The sequence below is a fragment of the Bradyrhizobium sp. BR2003 genome, assembly GCF_009720285.1.
GTDB lineage: Bacteria > Pseudomonadota > Alphaproteobacteria > Rhizobiales > Xanthobacteraceae > Bradyrhizobium > Bradyrhizobium elkanii.
This window is the reverse complement of the sequence record NZ_SMYJ01000034.1, coordinates 18,082-37,133: the sequence shown is the minus strand read 5'-3', so window position 1 is coordinate 37,133 and position 19,052 is coordinate 18,082. Positions and strand designations below refer to the sequence as shown.

15 protein-coding genes are annotated in these 19,052 nt (G+C 64.5%); 12 read left to right on the top strand and 3 right to left on the bottom strand.

Features of this window, described 5'->3' with window-relative positions; translation table 11 throughout:
• The first annotated feature begins 51 nt into the window (after positions 1-51).
• The 7 genes from E2I15_RS28670 (at position 52) to E2I15_RS28640 (ending at position 7,052) form a co-directional block, all read left to right on the top strand.
• A complete protein-coding gene (locus E2I15_RS28670) occupies positions 52-1,266 on the top strand; it encodes an urea ABC transporter substrate-binding protein (RefSeq protein WP_137476261.1) in 1,215 nt (404 codons plus the stop codon).
• Between the two features lie 94 nt (positions 1,267-1,360).
• Entirely contained in the window at positions 1,361-2,227 is an 867-nt protein-coding gene (locus tag E2I15_RS28665; RefSeq protein ID WP_137476260.1) for an ABC transporter permease subunit, read from the top strand.
• Between the two features lie 13 nt (positions 2,228-2,240).
• Entirely contained in the window at positions 2,241-3,314 is a 1,074-nt protein-coding gene (locus E2I15_RS28660; protein WP_137476259.1) for a branched-chain amino acid ABC transporter permease, read from the top strand.
• 3 nt (positions 3,315-3,317) lie between these two features.
• Entirely contained in the window at positions 3,318-4,037 is a 720-nt protein-coding gene (locus E2I15_RS28655) for an ABC transporter ATP-binding protein (RefSeq protein ID WP_137476258.1), read from the top strand.
• Positions 4,027-4,737: an ABC transporter ATP-binding protein gene (locus tag E2I15_RS28650; RefSeq protein WP_016845725.1), complete on the top strand. Its 711-nt coding sequence runs from the start codon at positions 4,027-4,029 to the stop codon at positions 4,735-4,737. The genes E2I15_RS28655 and E2I15_RS28650 overlap by 11 nt, the downstream gene beginning before the upstream one ends.
• A gap of 63 nt (positions 4,738-4,800) precedes the next feature.
• Entirely contained in the window at positions 4,801-5,562 is a 762-nt protein-coding gene (locus tag E2I15_RS28645; protein ID WP_137476257.1) for an SDR family NAD(P)-dependent oxidoreductase, read from the top strand.
• Positions 5,563-5,648: 86 nt separating this feature from the next.
• Positions 5,649-7,052, top strand: a complete 1,404-nt coding sequence (locus E2I15_RS28640; protein WP_137476256.1) for an amidase — start codon at positions 5,649-5,651, stop codon at positions 7,050-7,052.
• A 7-nt stretch (positions 7,053-7,059) separates the two neighbouring features.
• Here the strand turns inward: E2I15_RS28640 and E2I15_RS28635 are convergent, their stop codons facing one another.
• Complete coding sequence (locus E2I15_RS28635; protein WP_137476255.1) at positions 7,060-8,649, bottom strand: ABC transporter substrate-binding protein; 1,590 nt, start codon at positions 8,647-8,649, stop codon at positions 7,060-7,062.
• Between the two features lie 22 nt (positions 8,650-8,671).
• Positions 8,672-9,874, bottom strand: a complete 1,203-nt coding sequence (locus E2I15_RS28630) for a serine hydrolase domain-containing protein (protein WP_137476254.1) — start codon at positions 9,872-9,874, stop codon at positions 8,672-8,674.
• Between the two features lie 235 nt (positions 9,875-10,109).
• Here E2I15_RS28630 and E2I15_RS28625 point away from each other — a divergent pair, with 235 nt between their 5' ends.
• The gene (locus E2I15_RS28625; RefSeq protein ID WP_137476253.1) at positions 10,110-10,784 is read left to right on the top strand and encodes a helix-turn-helix transcriptional regulator; all 675 of its coding nucleotides are present in this window, start codon (positions 10,110-10,112) and stop codon (positions 10,782-10,784) included.
• Positions 10,785-11,795: 1,011 nt separating this feature from the next.
• Here the strand turns inward: E2I15_RS28625 and E2I15_RS28620 are convergent.
• Entirely contained in the window at positions 11,796-12,461 is a 666-nt protein-coding gene (locus E2I15_RS28620; RefSeq protein ID WP_137476252.1) for a hypothetical protein, read from the bottom strand.
• A 484-nt stretch (positions 12,462-12,945) separates the two neighbouring features.
• Between E2I15_RS28620 and E2I15_RS28615 the strand changes: the two genes are divergently transcribed.
• From E2I15_RS28615 to E2I15_RS28600, 4 genes are all read left to right on the top strand, one after another.
• On the top strand, positions 12,946-14,523 hold the full coding sequence (locus tag E2I15_RS28615; RefSeq protein WP_137476251.1) for a gamma-glutamyltransferase family protein: 1,578 nt from the start codon (positions 12,946-12,948) through the stop codon (positions 14,521-14,523).
• A gap of 413 nt (positions 14,524-14,936) precedes the next feature.
• Positions 14,937-16,604 (top strand): amidohydrolase, encoded by a 1,668-nt coding sequence (locus E2I15_RS28610; protein WP_137476250.1) that lies wholly within the window; start codon positions 14,937-14,939, stop codon positions 16,602-16,604.
• Complete coding sequence (locus tag E2I15_RS28605) at positions 16,604-17,692, top strand: CobW family GTP-binding protein (RefSeq protein WP_137476249.1); 1,089 nt, start codon at positions 16,604-16,606, stop codon at positions 17,690-17,692. The genes E2I15_RS28610 and E2I15_RS28605 overlap by 1 nt, the downstream gene beginning before the upstream one ends.
• Before the next feature lie 45 nt (positions 17,693-17,737).
• Complete coding sequence (locus tag E2I15_RS28600; protein WP_137476248.1) at positions 17,738-19,051, top strand: ABC transporter substrate-binding protein; 1,314 nt, start codon at positions 17,738-17,740, stop codon at positions 19,049-19,051.
• Position 19,052: the final 1 nt, after the last annotated feature.

Sequence of the window (19,052 nt, the reverse complement as noted above, 5' to 3'; positions counted from 1 at the left end):
CATCCTTCAACGACAGAGGACATCGCGATGTATTCGGGGCGTATAGTCGGAATGGCTTTGCTTGGTGCAATGCTCGGGACCGCAGCAATAGGTGCCGCCCAGGCGGCAGAACCGCCGCTGAAGGTCGGCTTGCTGGAAGACATCTCCGGCGATCTCGCCTTCATGGGTATGCCGAAGCTGCACGGCTCGCAGCTGGCGGTCGAGGAGATCAACAAGAGCGGCGGCATTCTCGGCCGGCAGATCGAGTTGATTCACCTTGATCCCCAGGGTGACAATGCCCGCTATCAGGAGTTCGGCCGCCGGCTGCTCAATCGTGACAAGGTCGACGTGCTGATCGGCGGCATCACTTCTGCGTCGCGCGAGGCGTTGCGCCCGATCGTCGATCGCACCACCACGCCGTACTTCTATACGAACCAGTATGAAGGCGGTGTCTGCGACGCCAGCATGATCAGTATGGGCGCGGTGCCGGAGCAGCAGTTCTCGACCCTGATCCCCTGGATGGTCCAGAAGTTCGGCAAGAAGGTCTATGTCATCGCGGCCGACTACAATTTCGGCCAGATCTCCGCGGAGTGGAACCGCAAGATCATGAAAGACCTCGGCGGCGAGGTCGTGGGAGAGGAATTCATCCCGCTCGGCGTGTCGCAGTTCGCGCAGACGATCCAGAACATCCAGAAGGCGAAGCCGGACTGGTTGCTGACGATCAATGTCGGCGCGGCGCAAGACTCGTTCTTCGAGCAGGCGGCTGCGGCCAACCTCAATTTGCCGATGGGCTCTTCGATCAAGATCATGCTCGGCTTCGAGCACAAACGGTTCAAGCCGCCGGCGCTCAACAACATGCATGCGACCGCGAACTGGTTCGAGGAGATCGATACGCCCGAAGCCAACGATTTCAAGAAGCGCTGGCACGCCAAATTCCCCGATGAGCTTTACATCAACGACATGGGCTACAACGCCTACAACGCGCTCTACATGTACAAGACGCTGGTCGAGAAGGCGAAGTCGACCAAGCTCGAGGACATGCGCAAGGTGATCGCGACGGGTGATGCCTGCATCGACGCTCCCGAGGGCAAGGTCTGCATCGACCCGAAGAGCCAGCATACGTCGCACCGCATGCGCCTGATCTCGGTCGGGCCCAAGCATGAGGTGACGGTGGAGAAGGACTACGGGACGATCCAGCCGTACTGGCTTGGCGAGATCGGCTGCGACCTCACCAAGAAGAACGACAAGGATCAGTACACGCCGAGTCATCTCCCCAGCAAATCGTGACGCGCGCAGGCACGAATCTTGCTCGTGTTGTGCATCACGACTTCGAACCGAGCCGGCGCCGCAATGATGCGGCGCCGCGATCAGGGAGACCGGAATGTCGGCTGAACTCTTCTCGGTATTCTATCAGTTCGCCGATGTCTTCGCGTTCCTGATCCTGTCAGCGGCGGGCCTTGCCATCGTGTTCGGCATGATGGGCGTCATCAACATGGCGCATGGCGAGTTCATCATGTGCGGCGCCTACGTCACCGTGGGGCTCGTCAACCTCGGCGTCCCGCTTCCGATTGCTCAGATTCTGGCCGCGCTGACCGCGGGGATCATCGGCATGATCGTCGAGTATCTCGTCGTGCGGCGCTTCTACAGGCGTCCGCTCGACTCGCTGCTCGCCACCTGGGGCCTCAGCCTGATCGTGACGCAGTCGATGCTGCTGATCGTCGGGTCCGCCGTGCGCGGCATCGGCACGCCGGAAGGAAGCTTTGCGATCGGGGGCTACACGTTTTCGACCTACCGCCTTGTGCTGTTCGGCTGTGCTGTGGCCGTGCTGGCCGGTCTCTACATCATCTTCATGAAGACGCGCTTTGGCGTGATCGCGCGCGCCACGATGCAGAACGCGGCAATGGCGAAGGCGCTCGGCGCGCGCACCGGGCGGATCTATTCCATCAGCTTCGGCATCGGCACCGCGCTTGCGGGGCTCTGCGGCGCGCTCTACGCGCCGACCATGACGCTGATCCCGACCATGGGCGCGACCTTCGTGGTCGAGAGCTTTGTCACCGTGGTGATCGGCGGCGCCAATGTCCTGCTCGGAACTGCGCCGGCCGCGGTGTTCCTGGCGATGATCCGAATGGCATTGAATGCCAGCTACGGGCAGATCATCGGCCAGATCGGCATGCTGTTTGCTGTCATTCTGATCATACGTGTGCTGCCCGAGGGACTATCCAGCGTGCTGGTTCGTCGTGGGCGCTAGACGGGAATTTCTGATGTTGAAGCTGCTCGAGGGCCCGCAGACGCTCGGACGCGGGAAGATCTTCTGGTCCTGCTTCCTCGCCGTGCTGGCGGGGGCACTGATCTATCCGCTGTTCGCTGATTCCTATGATGTCGGCAATTTCGCCTACTTCCTGATCTGGATCTTCATGGCGCTCGGTCTCTGCCTGATGTGGGGCTACGGCGGCATGCTGTCATTCGGCCAGACCTTCTTCTTCGGCATCGCCGGCTACGGCTATGGCGTGCTCGCCATCAATATGGGCGGGGGAACGGCCACGATCGCCGCGCTCGTTTTCTCCGTGGTCATCGCGATGATCGCGGCCGGGATCCTCGGCTACTTCATGATCTGGGGCGGCATCAGCGGGATCTTCTTCGGCATCGTGACGCTGTCGGCGACGCTGGTGCTGGCCTTCTTCCTCGGGCAGACGGCGGGGCCCGAATGGCATATCGGTCCGGCCCGGCTGAACGGCTTCAACGGCATGAAAGGGATGGACCCGCTCACGGTCGGCGACTTCGACATCGAGGGCTCGGCGCTCTATTACGTCATGATCGCGCTGATCGTGATCGTCTACATCGCGCTGCGCATGCTGGTGAACTCGAGCGTCGGCAATGTGATCGTGGCGACGCGGGAAAATCCGCAGCGCGCCGAGATGCTCGGCTACGACGTCCGCAAGTATCAGCTTCTGACCTTCGTGATCGGCAGCGGCCTCGCAGGCCTCAGCGGTGCGCTGTACACGTCCTGGGGGCAGTTCATCACGCCATCCAGCATCGGCCTGCCGGCGGCGGCGATGCCGATCGTGTGGGTGGCGTTCTCCGGACGCAACGATCTGACCGCGACGCTGGTCGGGTCGTTCCTGCTGCTGTTCGGGTTCCAGACCATCACGGTCTACAGCCAGCAGGCGGCGCTGGTGCTGATGGGCGTGCTGTTGCTCGCCACCGTGATGCTGGCGCCGCAGGGCTTCGTGCTCGGCATCGGCAAGCTGGTGGTCGACTGGTGGACGCGGCGTCGGCGCCGTGAGGAGGCCCCCGCGCTGGCCGATACCGCCCGCCTGCAATCGGATGAGACCTGAATCATGGCGTTGGTCGACGTAAAAGGCGTATCGAAACGTTTCGGTGGATTGACCGCCGTGTCCGACGTCGACCTGACGGTCAATGCCGGCGAGGTGCACTGCCTGATCGGGCCCAACGGGGCCGGGAAGAGCACGCTGTTCAAATTGATCGTCGGGCTCTATCCGCCGACCACGGGGAGCATCTTTTTCGACTCGATCGACATCACCGCCGAGCGGCCCTACGCGCGGGTGCAGCGCGGCATGAGCATCAAGATGCAGGCGCCGAGCGTGTTCAAGGAACTGCCGGTGCGGCAGAACATCCAGATCGCGCTGCAGGAACGCATTTCGGGCGCGGAATGCCGTGCCGAGCAGGAGCGGCTGCTCGCGTTGCTCAATCTGGCTGATGATGGCGGCAAGCTCGCCGGTGCGCTGTCGCACGGCCAGCAGCAATGGCTGGAGATCGGGATGGCGCTGGCGCTGCAGCCGCAGCTGCTGCTGCTGGACGAGCCGACCGCCGGCATGTCGCCCGAGGAGACTTTCAAGACCGGCGAGCTGATCAAGTCGTTCAATGCCGAGGGCATGACCGTCCTCGTCGTCGAGCACGACATGGCGTTCGTGCGTCAGGTCGCTCAGCGCGTCACCGTCCTGCATCTTGGCAAGATTTTCGCGCGCGGCAGCCTCGAGGCCATCCTGGAAGACGAGAAAGTCGCTGAAATCTACCTGGGTAAGACTCATGCCCACTGATCGCATTCTGGAGGTGTCGGGACTTTGGGCGGGTTACGGCGCGACGCCGATCCTGCAGGGCGTCAGCATGTCGGTCTCGCGCGGCGAGATCGTCGGCGTGATCGGCCGCAACGGCGTCGGAAAGTCGACCCTGATGCGGTGCCTGATCGGTCTGCTGCAGACTTGGCGCGGCACCATCAGCTTCATGGATCAGGATGTCACGCAGCTCGAGGCCGATGCGCGGGCGCGTGCCGGCTTCGGCTACATCCCGCAAGGCCGCGACGTGTTTCCGCAGATGAGCGTCGAGGAGAATTTGCAGGTCGGCGAGTTGATCGGCGGCCCCGAAGGCAAGAAGCTGCCCGAACTGGTCTACGAGTATTTTCCGCGCCTGAGGGAGCGCCGGCGCCAGATCGCGGGCACCATGTCGGGCGGGGAACAGCAGCAGCTTGCGATCGGCCGCGCGCTGATCGGCAATCCGGCGCTGATGATCCTCGACGAGCCGTCGGAGGGCATCCAGCCGTCGATCGTGCAGCACATTTGCGAGGCGCTGAAATCGTTCCGAGCGGAGCTCGGGACCACGATCGTGTTCGTCGAGCAGAATCTCGACACCATCCTGGAGATCGCGCAGCGCTGCTACATCATGGAGAAGGGCAAGATCACGCGATCGCTGGCCGGTGAGGAGGTCAACGCGGACAACGTTCGCGCACAGCTGTTGCTGTGATCGACCGCGCCATGCGGTGAGGATCTGTGCGTTGCATAATTGATAATAACGGAGGGAATGGACATGGATCTCGAACTCAAGGGAGCAAAGGTTCTCGTTACCGGCAGCACCAAGGGTATCGGCAGGGCGATCGCCGACACGTTTGCGGCCGAAGGCGCCAATGTCGGAATCTGTGCGCGCAACCAGGGCGACGTCGACGCTGCGGTGACAGCGCTCAAGGCCAAGGGCGTTGCGGCGTTCGGTAGTGCCGTCGACGTCTCGAACGGTCCGGCCCTGAAGGCCTGGGTCGCCGACATGGCGTCCAAGCTCGGCGGCATCGATGTCGTGGTCGCCAATGTCAGCGCGCTGTCGATCGGGCAGGACGAGGAGAGCTGGGAGAAGGAATTCTCCACCGACATGATGGGGACGGTGCGCCTCGTCAACGCGGCGATGCCGCATCTGGAGAAGAGTGCGGCGGCCGCGATCGTCACCATCTCCAGCGTGTCCGGGCGCGAGGTCGATTTTGCCAGCGGTCCCTACGGAACGTTCAAGGCCGCGATCATCCACTACACGCAGGGCCTCGCCTACCAGCTCGCGGCCAAGGGCATCCGCGCCAATTCGGTGTCGCCGGGCAACACCTATTTCGAGGGCGGCGTCTGGAACATGATCAAGGACGGCAATCCCGAACTGTACAAGACCGCACTGGCGCTCAACCCGACCGGCCGCATGGGCACGCCACAGGAGATGGCGAACGCCGCCGTGTTCCTGGCGAGCAGAGCGGCGAGCTTCATCACGGGGACCAACCTCGTGGTGGACGGCGCGTTGACGCGCGGCGTCCAGTTCTAGGCGGGGCGCGCCGTCAGCAGAGTCGCGAGGTCGCCGCCCGCGGCGGCGGTCCGGGCAGGCATATTCCGATAACAGCGGGGCGTCAGATGTCAGCGGATCCATTGCACTACAAATCCATCACCGAGATCTCCGAGCTCATTCGCCGCAAGGAGGCGAAGCCCTCGGAGATCACCGAGGCGATGCTGGGCCGGATTGCGAAGCTGGACGGACAGTTTCACGGCTATGCGCTGGTCCTTGCGGAGCGGGCGATGGCCCAGGCCAAGCAGTACGATGCGGAGATCGCCAAGGGCATCTGGCGCGGCCCGCTGCATGGCGTTCCGATCGGGCTGAAGGACCTCTGCTACACCTCGTTTGCGCCGACTGCGGGCGGCACCACGATCCACGCCAAATTCGTGCCGTCCTTCAATGCCACGATCGTGGACCGGCTCGAAGTCGCCGGCGCGGTGACGCTCGGCAAGCTGAAGATGACGGAGGGGGCCTATACCAGCCACCATCCTGCAATCCAGGCCCCGCTCAACCCGTGGAATGTGAACTACTGGGTTGGCTCCTCGTCGACCGGATCGGGCGTCGCGACTTCGGCGGGGCTCTGCTACGGCGCGATCGGCAGCGACACCGGCGGCTCGATCCGCTTTCCGTCGGCGACCTGCGGTTTGACCGGGATCAAGCCGACCTGGGGCCGGGTCAGCCGCTACGGCATCTTCCCGCTGGCGGATTCGCTCGATCACGTCGGGCCGATGTGCCGCAGCGCTGCGGATGCCGCGGCGATGCTCGGCGTCATTGCGGGAGCTGATATCAACGATCCGACCGCCCTGCGGGCTCCGGTGCCGAACTATCTGGCCGGCATCGGCGACGGCATCAGGGGCCTCAGGATCGGCGTTGACCGCAGATACACCCAGGAGGGCATCGATCGGCAGGTCGTCGCCGCCTTGGTGCAAGCCGAGCGCACGCTCGCCGATCTCGGCGCCGACATCCGCGAGGTGCATTTCCCACCCTATCAGAAGCTCGTCAGTCAGTGGATTGCGATGTGCTCGGTGGAGACGGCTGAGGCGCATCTGGACACCTACCCGTCGCGCAAGTCGGAATACGGACCCGACCTCGCACAACTGATCGAGCAGGGCCGGGCGACGAGCGGCGTCGATATTGCCGCGATCCATCACGAGCGGCTGAAGTTCAGTGGCAGCCTCGCCGCCATGTTCGAAGATATCGACCTGCTGCTGATCCCGACGATGCCGGTGCCGATCCCGACGCTCACCAAAATGAGCGAATACGGCGCCGACCCCAGCGTGCTCCTGAGCATTCTGCGCTTCACGGCGGTGTTCGACTTCTCCGGCAGCCCGACCATCACGCTGCCGATGGGCATGGCCTCGGACCAGATGCCGCTCAGCATGCAATTGGTCGGCCCGCATCTCTCCGAAGACGTGCTGGTCCGCGCCGGCGCCGCGTTCCAGTCGGTGACGGATTGGCATACGCGCCGGCCGCCGATCGAATAGGGGATCCTCAACCGGTCTTGTCGACATTCCAGAACAGCGGCACCGGCGCGCGGACGATGTCCTTCAGCGCCTTGCGCGTCGCGGCCGGTTGATTGTACTGCCCGGTCGGGACGTGGGTGACCACCTCGTAGGCGCGTGCCTGGATATTGTCGGCCAGCGCCTTCTGGTCCGGCGGCGCCGCGGTGCGGGCAAAGCTGTCGCGCAGCCGCTCGAGCTCGGCGTCCTCAACCCAGCCGAAGAAGCCGCCGTTCTTGCCTTTGCCGTTGACGCAGGCATTGCCGATCGGATTGACGAGGTCGGCGCTGGCCCAGGTCGAATGGTAGAGCGACCAGCCGCCCTCGGCCGGCATCGATTGCTTGGCGCGCCGCGCCACCACCGAACCCCAATCCATCGCCAGCAGGTTGACGTTCATGCCGATCGAGCGCAGCGCCTCGGCGGTGACCGTGCCGAGCGCGGTGATGATCGGGGCGTCGGTCGCGTGCAGGATCGTGATCGGTTCGCCCTTGTAGCCGCCCTGCTTGAGCAGCTCCCTGGCTTTCGCGGTGTCCGCCTTGGTCGACCATCCGACCGCGCTTTCGAACGGCGTGCCGGCGACGAAGATCGCCGGCGTGATCCTGTAGTAATCGGGATTGCCGATCTGGGTGTCGAGCCAGTCCTTCTGGTTCACCGCGTGCAGCACGGCCTGGCGGATCTCCGGCCGATCGAACGGCGGCACCAGCCAGTTCATCCGGCACATGCCGGAGAAACCCAGCGTGTTGTAATCGGTCAGCTCGACATTCGCAGCGCGCGCGAGTATCGGATGATGGTCGTGCGGCGGCACCTCGAAATAGTCGATCTCGTCGTTGACAAGCGCGTTGGTCGCGATCTGGAAGTCCGGCACACTGATCCATTCGTAGCGGCCGATCTTGACGACCTTGCCGCCGCCGGTGCCGTCGGATGGCTCGTCGCGCGAGACGTAGTCCGGATTCCTCTCGTAGGCCGCCTTGACGCCGGGCTGGAATTCCGCCGTCACGAAGCGGAACGGTCCGGAGCCGAGGTGATCGGTGATGGCCTGGTCGGCGGGCGTCGCGGCGATCCGCGCCGGCACGATGAAGGGCACGTTGGCGGTCGGCTTGCCGAGCGCCGCCAGCACGAAGCCGCACGGCTCCTTCAGCACCATGCGGAAGGTCCGCTCGTCGACCGCCTTCAGCTCGGCGACGAATTCGAACAGTTTCTGGCCCATCGTGTCGCGCCTGGCCCAGCGCTGCAGTGAGGGGATCACGTCGGCCGACGTCACCGCGCTGCCGTCGTGGAATGCGAGGCCGGGCCGCAGCCGGAAGGTGTAGGTCAGGCCGTCGGCGGAGACCTCCCAGGCCTCGACCATCTGCGGCTTGATCTCGAATTTCGAATTGGTCGAGAACAGCGTGTCGTAGATCATGTAGCCGTGGTTGCGCGCGGTCCACGCCGTCGTCGTGATCGGGTCCGTTGCGCGCAGCGGCGCGTGCATGACGGCCGTGATCGTCTTCGAACTGGCCCGCGCGATGCGCGGCATCGGAACGCCGAGGCTTGCTCCCGCACCGATCTGCAACAGACGGCGCCGATTGATCGATGGTCCCATGGTGTCCCCCTGTCGCAATCGGTCAGCTCTTGCCGGCAAGCCTGGCCGCGATCGCGCGATAGCCGCGCATCCACATGTGATCGAGATCGAGATCCATCGGCAGCGGCTGCGAGGAGACGCGTGCGATCACGGTCTCGTTGGCCGGATCGATGTAGATCCACTGGCCATGAATGCCGACCGCCGCAAACGCCGTTTCGCGCCGGTCGAGCGTGTACCACTTGTTGCGGTAATTGCCGTTTGGAAACACCTTCGTCAGGTCGCCGCGCGACCAGGCTTCAACATTGCCGTTCTGCCTGATGTCGTCGATCCACCAGCCAGGGACGACCTGTCGTCCGTTGCTGATGCCGTGATTGCGCATCATCTCGCCGAAGCGGGCGAGATCGCGCAGTGTCGCGCAGATGCCGCCGGCGACGCGGCCTGCGCCGCGTGAATCGACGGTGATGTAGGCATCGTGCTCGGCGCCCATCGGTTGCCACAGATAGTGCGAGAGGATTTTTGCGTAGGACAAGCCGCAGGCGCGTTCATAGACCCAGCCGAGCACATCGGTGTTGGTCGACACGTAGTGGAAGGTCTCTCCATGCGGTGCGCCGTTCGGCCGCAGCGTGCGCAGATAGTCGCGCAGATTGCTCGGCGGAATCGCCGGATCGGGCAGCTCCCAGCCGGTCGAGCGCCGGTAGTTCATGACGTCGCCGTCGCGCGCCATGTAATCCTCGTCGAAGCGGATGCCGACGCTCATGTCGAGCAGATGCCGCACCGTGCAGCTGCCGCCATAGACCGAGCCTTCCATCTCCGGGATGTAGCGCGTCACCGGAGCATCCGGATCGAGCTTGCCGTGATCGGCAAGGATGCCGCCGAGCGTTCCGGCGACCGACTTGCTGACGGAGAAGATCAGGTGCGGGGTATCGGGCGTGAGGCCATGGGCATACCATTCGAACGCGACCTGTCCGCGATGCGACACCACGATGCCGTCGGTGTGGCTGGCGCGCAGCGCCTCGCCGACGCCGACCGTCTCGCCGCGCGGGTTGGCGAAGCTGACGTCGTCGAGATAGCGCGGCGCAAAGGACAGCGGCGCCGGCGCCGCGGCGCGCGCGATATTCGCGGTGGGCAGCAATTCGCGGACATTGCGGAATGCCCACTCGCTGAAGGGATGCTGACGCCAGTTGGCGAGCGTGACCTGTTCGTCGGCCGCCGACGGGAAGGCAGCCATGATGCGACGCGAATTCATTCTTGATCCAGCAATGACATCGGATGATGTGCGAAAGTTCCGCATGGCTCGCGTCGCTCGCAATCAACCGGATGGTGGAGGGGGCCGCTGGGTTACTTCGGCGTAACCATTTCCCCGGATGCGCACTTCGTGCGCTTGGCCCGCAATTTGCTTGACTATGGCCCGCGGCTGCCCCAGCGTGACGGACATGCGACGCGCAGACGTTCGCCATCGGGAAACATCGGGGAGGTAGGTCATGATCGCGCTTCTGGGCCGACCGGATCCGGCAACCACGCAGGCCATTCAGTTCGCGCGCGGCATTCTCGAGGGGTCGGCGACCGCGTTCTACCAGGTCGACGGCAATTTGACCCTCAACCGCTTCGTGCTCAGCAGCAACGTGCCGCCGAGTTTCCACGACCAGTATCTTGCCGGCATGAACCGGCTCGATCCGCTGCATCCACGCTCGGCGAGCAACCGGCCGATTGCCCGGCTGAGTACAGCTCTCGACCAATGCGCGACCCAGGAGGCGGCGACCTACCGCGCCTTCGCCGGCCAATGCGGCGTCGCCGACATGATCGAGTTCTTCTTCCGCCGCAACGACCGCATCGTCGCCGGAATGAGCGTGCTGTGGGCGCCGGGCTGCGCGATCCCCGAGGGCAGCATGCACATCGCCGAGAAGATCCACGACTATCTCGAGTTCAACCTGACCAGCCGCCTGTCGTCGAATGCCGATGAGCCGGCGCGCTTTGGCCTGACCTCGCGCGAGATGGAAGTCGTCGAGCTGTTGTGCTGCGGCCGAACCAACCGCGAGATCGGCGAATGCCTGAACATCGGTCTCGCGACGGTGAAGACGCATCTGATCCATATCTTCGAGAAGCTCGGCGTCGAGACCCGCTCCGCGGTGGTGGCGATGATGTCGCGGCCGCATTGAGGCGCGGGCCGATTAGGGTCCGCGGTTCTTTCAGCACGTCGTCCTGGCGAAAAGCCCGGACCCCATAACCACCGCATTTGATCACGAACGGGATCGTGGCCCCAGCGTCGCGCAACAACTCCCATTTGGGGTAATGGGTCCTGGCTTTTCGCCAGGACGACATTGAGTGTGTTGCGCTGCTTGTGGTCATACCTTCGCGTTCTCGCGACATGATTTGCCCGAGCTTTGCTCTTCGTTCCGCCCTCTCTTTCGAAGAGGGCGCAGGGAAAGCCGGGTGCCGATCGCACCCATGGGCCCCGAGCATAGGATAGAAAGCTCGGGGGCAGGACCACAGGTGTAACCGGGAACAACCCGGCTTTCCCTGCGCGATGGGCTACGGCTTATACGTGCTCTCCCCGGCGAGACTGGGCTTTTTTGTCACCGCCCTCGCAAGCCGCTTGCGCGCTTTGCGAGAGGACACCTGCCGCTAGGGCGTCAGGCCTGCACGATTTCGCCGTCCGCCTTGCGTGCTCTCGTCAGTACCACGCGCAGCGTCCACCGCATCTCGACCCACGTTCGTGACGACCGCGAAGCGCCCCTCGATCGGGTGAGACGGGGAATTCATACACTGAGTTACGCTTCGGATAAAGCGAAATATTTTCGCGCGCGAGGATTGACAGGTTTTGCTGAGTTGCCCGTCGGGCGGATCTGTCGCATCCGGAATTGGGCGGGACCGTCGCTTCGTGGGCCCGAAGCGGCGATCCCTGATCGCGCGAGGTGCATGGTCGGGTGTGGGTGAATGTCGGCCAATCCGCACGACTTGGGACATCATAAATCGACAAGCGCACGCTGCAATTGCCATTCTGGACTAGCCCTGAGTAACAGATTCAGCGGCAAGCAGGCTCCACAGCGCAGAAGTAGTAGCGCGGCGCAGCAATCGCGGTTCCTGGTAGATGAGAGTCGGGAGAGAGGCCTAATGTCATGGGTGGGAGGCTGGCCGCTACGGCCTCCGAAGCCGCCGTTAGCCCCAGCTCACCCCCTGAGCTGGGGCGCGCCGGAGCGCACGAAGCGCAGGAGGGGTAGGCCAATCAGAGGCGCGAGCTGAGTCTCGTCGTCGCGGCTCTCGACGCTGCCTTTGACTTTGCGCGCGTCGTCACGCCACGTCTGGAAGATGCTGCAATTCGGGTATGTCGCTTGCCGGCCAGCCTTGTGTGCCTTGATACCGTACGATGAGCAGCATACTCCCGACCATCGACCGGTGCGAGATGCGCTGGAACTTCGTTCAAATATGGACGTCCAACTCCCAACTGCTTTTCGTGCTCGTCGATCCATTTCCATAATCGCTTGGTCTCGGTTGCACGCTCGCTGCGCGTGACGGTGATCCAGTTTGCGCTTCCGTTTGATGATCACGTCCTTTTTTTCGTACACGACGATCCAGTCGGTCTTCGGCGCGCGCGTGTAAAGCGCGCCAAGGAACCGGTCGATGCATGCTTCGGCGACAAAGCATTCGTCCAGGACCAAGACTGTATCAATATTGTCGGGGGCGACCTTGAGCGGGTCGACAATGGTGGCCGTAGATACCTGCTCAGGTTGCTTCTCGCCTGGCGTCGTCGGCAGGGCCTCGGGCGACGCTCGGTCCTCATCTGGCAATAGGCTCCCGTTGGCATCGGATTGAGCCGACGGTTCGGATGCCGTCACCTGTCGGCTCGACTCCTCATTAGGCCGCTGCACGCACGTCACGGACGACGGCGCAGCATGACAGTGAAACCAGAGACGAGGCAATGCGTAACCAACCAGCTCCGCAACCGAACCGACCTCGCCTGGCGCCATGAAGCCCTTTGAGAGATGACATCGGCATTGGCAATCGACATGAGCTAAATTGATCATGGCAGCGTGCCATCGCGCTCCGGGCTTGGCAACCAGTTACCCACCACAGAATTGCCGCCGAGCACGCTACTATTCAGATAGACCGAAAGAATTTCTCACACGCAGGTTTGACGCCGGATCAATTCGCCGCGTCCAAGAAGCGTCTGGCGGGGACAAACCTCGTCCGTATTCACCGATCCACCGTTAGGTGGATTGCTGCCTGCCCAGTGGCCAAACGAGAGTCCTCCACGAGGACCGGTGTCGTTTTCGACAATGTTGGCGAGCGGCGGCCGCTCACAACATCAGAGGATTCGACATGCGCGATTTCATGGCCATCGGCCGCTCGGTGGCGGTTGCGGAGCGCGGCATGGCCGCGACCTCGCATCCGCAGGCGACGCTGGCCGCGGTCGAGATGCTGAAGGCCGGCGGCAATGCCGTCGATGCCGCGGTGGCGGCGGTCGCGGTGCAGGGCGTGGTCGAGCCGCAGATGACCGGGATCGGCGGAGACTGCTTCGCGCTGTATTCGCCTGACGCCGGCGAGCCGATCGCGCTGAACGGTTCGGGCCGCACGCCGGCCGCGACCGATGTCGGCAAATTTGCCGCAAGCGGCGCGCGCGACATTCCACCGACCGCGCCCGAGGCCGTGACCGTGCCCGGCGCAATCGATGCGTGGTGCCGGCTGGTCGCCGATCATGGCAGCAGGTCGCTGGAGGAGATCTTCCGGCCGGCGATCTCGGCTGCCGAGCGGGGCTTTTGCGTGACGCCGCGCGTCGCGGAGGACTGGCGCCGCTTCCGGGCCCGGATCGAGATCGACAGCAATGCGGCGGCGCAGTTCCTGCCCGGGGGCAAGGCGCCTGAGGTCGGCGACATCCGCACGCAACCCGCGCTCGGCCGCACCCTTCGCCGGATCGCGCAGCACGGACGCGACGCGTTCTACGCGGGCGAGGCCGCCGACGAGATGGTGGCCATCTTGCGCGCCCTGGGCGGCGCCCACAGCACCGACGATTTCGCCGCCCAGACCTCCGGCTACGTACGCCCGATCTCGGCACGCTACCATGATCATGATGTGGTCGAGTGTCCGCCGAACGGGCAGGGCTTGGCCGCGCTGATGATCCTGCGCACGCTTGCCGGCTTCGACGTCGGCAAGCTCGGAGAGGCCGATCGCATCCATTTGCTGGCCGAAGCCACCAAGGCCGCCTACCGCGCGCGCAACGCCTTCTTTTGCGATCCCGCCATGAGTAAGATCGATCCGGCCGCTTTCCTTGCCGACGACCATATCGGGAGGATACGCAGCAAGATCGACATGGGCCGCGCGTCCACGCCCGTGACCTGGGACGATATCGAGCATCGCGACACCGTCTATGTCACGGTGGTCGACCGCGACCTCAACGCCGTCTCGCTGATCAACTCGCTGTTCTATCCGTTCGGCAGCGGCATCTATGCGCCGAAGTCGGGCATCCTGCTGCACAACCGCGGCTGGAGCTTTCGCGCCAAATCCGGACATCCCAATTCGCTCGGGCCGCGCAAGCGGCCGATGCATACGATCATCCCGGGCCTGCTGCGCAAGGACGGCAAGACCGTGATGTCGTTCGGCGTGATGGGCGGGCATTACCAAGCCGCGGGCCATGCCAATCTGCTGTCGAACATCTTCGACATGCAGATGGACATCCAGGCGGCGGCCGAGGCGCCGCGCTCCTTTGCCTTCGACGGCGCGCTGTCGCTGGAGACGACCATTTCTCCCGGGATACGCGACGACCTTCGCGCCCGCGGCCACGATGCCCGGTTCTCGGAGGAGCCGATCGGCGGCTGCCAGGCGATCCGCATCGACCATGCCAGGGGTGTCTTGTTCGGCGCTTCCGACCACCGCAAGGACGGTCTGGCGCTGGGCTTCTGAAGTGCGACGGGACTATATCGACTAACGGCCGCAACGGAACTGCGCCCTCGCCCCGTTCTTACGGGGAGAGGGTTGGGGTGAGGGGCTGTCTCCGCGTATCCGGCGATAGTGCGTTTGCGGAGGCTCCCCTTCGCCCGGAACGCATCTACGATGCGTTCCGGGCTCTCCCCCGCAAGCGGGGCGAGGTGAAGCGGGGCCTGCCGCACGATTTGAAATGAAGTCACCGCGCTCTAGGCGCCCCGCCGGCCGCATCGCGGCAGGCGGCGGAGCATCCACCGTCCGGTGGATTGTTCCAAATGCCGACATGCCGAACGTTTGGCCATCATGCCGGCGTCGCGCGCGGTTCAGCCCCGTGCACCGCACGGTGAGAGGCTGATCGCTCCAGGCTTTCCCAATCGAGAAGTTTGATCCGTATGAACAGGACATTCGCCGACACGGTCTTCCGCAACGGCCGGATCTACACGTCGAACCGCGGGCAACCCTGGGCGAGCTGCGCGGCCGTCAAGGCCGGCCGGTTCATCGCCGTGGGCGAGGAGCGCGACGTCGCGGCGCTCATCGGCGAGGGGACGGCAACCGTCGATCTCGGCGGGCGCATGGCGATGCCGGGGATCGTCGACATCCACAATCACATCATGATGGGCGGGCAGGCCGATCTCTACGAGCTGCGTTTCTCCAACGCCGACAGCATTCCAAGGATCGCCGAGACCCTGCACAAGGCTGCCTCAGTGGCTGCGCCGGGCGCCTGGATCGTCGGCGGGCAGTTCGGCAACAACCTGCTGAACGAGATGAACACCGCGGAATCCTGCGCCCTGCTGGATGCGGCCTGCCTCGGGCATCCCGTCGTATTGCGCGACGACACCTATCATAATCGCTGGGCGAGCTCGGCGGCGTTGCGGCTGGCCGGTGTTGCGGCCGACACTCCTGATCCGACCGACGGCGAGATCGGCCGCGACCTCAAGACCGGAACGCTCACCGGGATCATGATCGAGGCCGCCTCCGGCCTGGTCGAGCGGACGCTCGCGGCCTCCGGTCACTACACGGCCGAGATGGACCGCGCGGCGGTGGCGCGCTCGATCTCGGTGCTGAACGCATATGGCGTCACCGCCTTCATCGACGCTGCCAGCATGCAGCCGATCATGGCGGCGCTGAAGGGGCTCGACGACCGCGGCGAGCTCACCGCCTGGGCGGTCTGCGCGATGCCGGTGGTCGAGCCGGGCTTCATGTTCGGCAAGGCCGGCGAGGAGCTGTTTGCGCTGCGCGAGGATTACCGCGGTGCGCATGTGAAACCCGACTATGTGAAGGTGTTCCTGGACGGCGTGCCGGGTGCCAAGACCGCGGCCTTCCACGAGCCCTATGTGGCCGATCCCGTGCGCGGCTGCTGCTTCCGCGGCGCCACCATGCTGACCGTGCCGGACCTGATCCGCTGGCTCGGGCGCTGCGAGAAGCTCGGCCTTGCCGCGAAGATCCATTGCGCGGGCGACGCCGCGGTGACCCAGGCGCTCGACGCCATCGATGTCGTGCGCAGCTTCAACGGCCCGACTCATCTGATCCATCAGATCGCGCATGCGAGCTATATCGCGCCCGACGATATCAAGCGTTTCGCCGAGCTCGGGGTCGCAGCCGATTTGTCGCCGATCATCTGGTATCCGACTATCTTCCTCGAGGCGCACAAGGCCGCGATGGGCGAGGAGCGTGCGCAGCGCTTTTGGCCGAACAGGGATTTGAAAGAGGCCGGCGCGCTGATGGCCGGCGGCTCGGACTGGCCGGTGATCCCGATCCCCGATCCCTGGCAGGGCATCGAGGGCATGGTGACGCGGCAAAATCCGACCGGGGATTTTCCCGGCAAGTCGCTGTGGGCGGAGCAGGCGCTCGACCTCAAAACCGTGATCGACATCTACACCATCGACGCCGCACGCGCGGCCGGGCTCGGCCAGTCGATCGGCTCGATCGAGGTGGGCAAATCCGCCGACCTGATCGTGCTCGACCAGATGATCTTCGACATCCCGCCGGATCAATTGGCCGATACGCGGGTCAAGATGACCTTCTTCGAGGGCCGCAAGGTCTACGAGCGGGGCGCGTGATGATTGCTGCGGATCAGATCCCGGTGACGGTGCTGACCGGCTTCCTCGGCAGCGGCAAGACCACGGTGCTGAACCATTTGCTGCGCCAGCCCGAGCTTGGCGGCGTCGTCGCCATCATCAACGAGTTCGGCGAGGTGGCGCTGGATCATCTGCTGGTCGAGAGCAGCGAGGACCGCCTGGCGGTGCTCAACAATGGCTGCATCTGCTGCTCGGTGCGCGAGGATCTGATCGAGACGCTGGCCGACCTCGCATCGCGCCGCGCTGACGGCACGATCCCGCCGTTCCACCGGGTGCTGGTCGAGACCACCGGGCTCGCCGATCCCGTGCCCGTGCTGCACACGCTGATGACGGCGCCCGATGTCGTCGCCCGCTACCGGATCGATGGCGTGGTGGCGACCGTCGATGCGGTTAATGGTACGCACACCCTTGCGGCGCATGGCGAGGCCATCAGGCAGATCGCGGTCGCCGACCGGCTGCTGGTGACCAAGACCGATCTTGCTGCCGAGGATGCGCTGGCGCGGCTTGAGGTGCAGCTTGCGGCGATCAATCCGGTCGCGACGCGCACGAAAGTGCGGAACGGGATCGTCGATCCGGCGAAGGTCCTCGATGCGGGGCTGTTCGATCCGGGGGCGCGCTCCGCGGATGTCGTGCGCTGGTTCGATCTGGCGTCGCAGGCGGCCAACGCATCGCACGATCACGGGGATCATCACTGCGTAAGCGAGGCGTGCGGCCACCACAGCCATCACGCCCACGATGCCGGCGTGTCATCCTACAGCCTGATCATCGACGAGCCGATCCAGCGCGAGGCGATCGCGCGCTGGCTCGACTATGTCGCGGCGCTCAAGGGCGAGGACCTGCTGCGCTTCAAGGCGATCGTGCACGTCGCCGAGCAGCCCGACGCGCCCATGGTGGTGCACGGCGTGCAGCACGTGTTCCATCCGCCGATCACGCTGGTCGACTGGCCGTCGGCGGACCGGCGCTCGCGGCTCGTCTTCATCGTGCGCGGCATCCCGCGCCAGATCATCGAAAACACCTTGTGCAAATTCGCCGCGGTGAGCCGTGCGGCGATCCAGCGATCGGCTGCGTGAGCCGCGGTCAGGCATTTTCATCATTGGTTGTGGAGAGAGAGGGACATGACTGAGACAAAGAACGATACGGCATCCGGCCGGCTCAATCGGCGCACGCTTTTGAAGGCGGCGGGGGCCACCGGTCTCGCATCGGCGATGAGCGTGCCGCTGGTCAATGTCGCGCGGGCCGCCGGCAATACCATCAAGATCGGCTGGGTCGGCTGCCTCTCCGGCGTCCGGGCGCAGTTCGCCGAGCCCGATCCCTGGATCCATGAGCGCATCAAGGCGCGGCTGAAGGATGGCCTGAAGATCGGCGGCAAGACCTATCAAGTCGAGCTGGTGTTCAAGGACAATCAATCCGATCCGAACCGCTCGTCGGTGATCGCCAGTGAGCTGGTGCTGCGTGAAAAGTGCGACCTGATCCTGATCGAGGACGGCGACGCCCAGCCGCCAGTGCAGGAACTCGCCGACGCGCGCGGCATTCCCACCATCTCGACCATGGTGCCGTGGCAGGGCTGGATGTTCCCGCGCAAGTCGACGCCGGACAAGGGTTTTCCGTACAGCTACCATTTCTTCTGGGGCGCCGACGACGTCGCGAAAAATTTCCTGGGCATGTGGCAGTCGGTCGAGACCAACAAGAAGGTCGGCACGCTCTACATCGACAACCCGCCGGGCCAGGCATTCTCCGATCCGAAGCTCGGCCTGCCGGCGGGCATCTCGGCGGCCGGCTATCAGGAATTCTCGGCCGGCAAATTCCAGATCGCAACCGACGACTTCACCAACCAGATCGCGCTGTTCAAGAACAACGGCGTCGATATCGTCTCCGGCTTCACCTTCAGCAATCACTGGGTGACGCTGTGGAACCAAGCGGCGCAGGCCGGTTTCAAGCCGCAGATCTGCACGGTGGCGGCGGCCTTCCTGTTCCCGGCCGCGGTGAATGCGCTCGGCGATCGCGGCGACGGCATGTCGACCGAGGTGTGGTGGACGCCGGCCTATCCGTTCAAGTCCTCGCTGACCGGGCAGAGCGCCGGCGAGCTCGCCGCAGAGTGGGAGAAGACCACCGGCAAGCAGTGGACCCAGCCGATCGGCTACGCCCATGCGCTGTGGGAGGTCGGGCTCGCGGCGTTGCAGAACAGCGATCCCAAGGACAAGAACTCATTGCGCGATGCGATCGCCGGCCTCGACATGGAGACCGTGGTCGGCCGGGTCAAGTTCAAGGACAGCCCGATCAAGAACGTCGCGGTGACCTCGCTGTCGGGCGGGCAATGGCGCAAGGCCAAGGGCGGCAAGTCGCAATACGAGCTCCTGATCGTGCACAACGGAACGGCGCCGTTCATCCCGAAGCAGGCCGATCTCCAGCTGCTCTCCAAGCTGGTCTGAG

Coding starts and splice junctions, on each gene's coding strand:
- E2I15_RS28615 (WP_137476251.1), top strand. CDS start 12,946: ATGCGCGATTTCATGGCCATCGGCCGCTCGGTGGCGGTTGCGGAGCGC.
- E2I15_RS28600 (WP_137476248.1), top strand. CDS start 17,738: ATGACTGAGACAAAGAACGATACGGCATCCGGCCGGCTCAATCGGCGC.
- E2I15_RS28630 (WP_137476254.1), bottom strand. CDS start 9,874: ATGAATTCGCGTCGCATCATGGCTGCCTTCCCGTCGGCGGCCGACGAA.
- E2I15_RS28665 (WP_137476260.1), top strand. CDS start 1,361: ATGTCGGCTGAACTCTTCTCGGTATTCTATCAGTTCGCCGATGTCTTC.
- E2I15_RS28635 (WP_137476255.1), bottom strand. CDS start 8,649: ATGGGACCATCGATCAATCGGCGCCGTCTGTTGCAGATCGGTGCGGGA.
- E2I15_RS28605 (WP_137476249.1), top strand. CDS start 16,604: ATGATTGCTGCGGATCAGATCCCGGTGACGGTGCTGACCGGCTTCCTC.
- E2I15_RS28625 (WP_137476253.1), top strand. CDS start 10,110: ATGATCGCGCTTCTGGGCCGACCGGATCCGGCAACCACGCAGGCCATT.
- E2I15_RS28655 (WP_137476258.1), top strand. CDS start 3,318: ATGGCGTTGGTCGACGTAAAAGGCGTATCGAAACGTTTCGGTGGATTG.
- E2I15_RS28650 (WP_016845725.1), top strand. CDS start 4,027: ATGCCCACTGATCGCATTCTGGAGGTGTCGGGACTTTGGGCGGGTTAC.
- E2I15_RS28660 (WP_137476259.1), top strand. CDS start 2,241: ATGTTGAAGCTGCTCGAGGGCCCGCAGACGCTCGGACGCGGGAAGATC.
- E2I15_RS28610 (WP_137476250.1), top strand. CDS start 14,937: ATGAACAGGACATTCGCCGACACGGTCTTCCGCAACGGCCGGATCTAC.
- E2I15_RS28640 (WP_137476256.1), top strand. CDS start 5,649: ATGTCAGCGGATCCATTGCACTACAAATCCATCACCGAGATCTCCGAG.
- E2I15_RS28670 (WP_137476261.1), top strand. CDS start 52: ATGGCTTTGCTTGGTGCAATGCTCGGGACCGCAGCAATAGGTGCCGCC.
- E2I15_RS28645 (WP_137476257.1), top strand. CDS start 4,801: ATGGATCTCGAACTCAAGGGAGCAAAGGTTCTCGTTACCGGCAGCACC.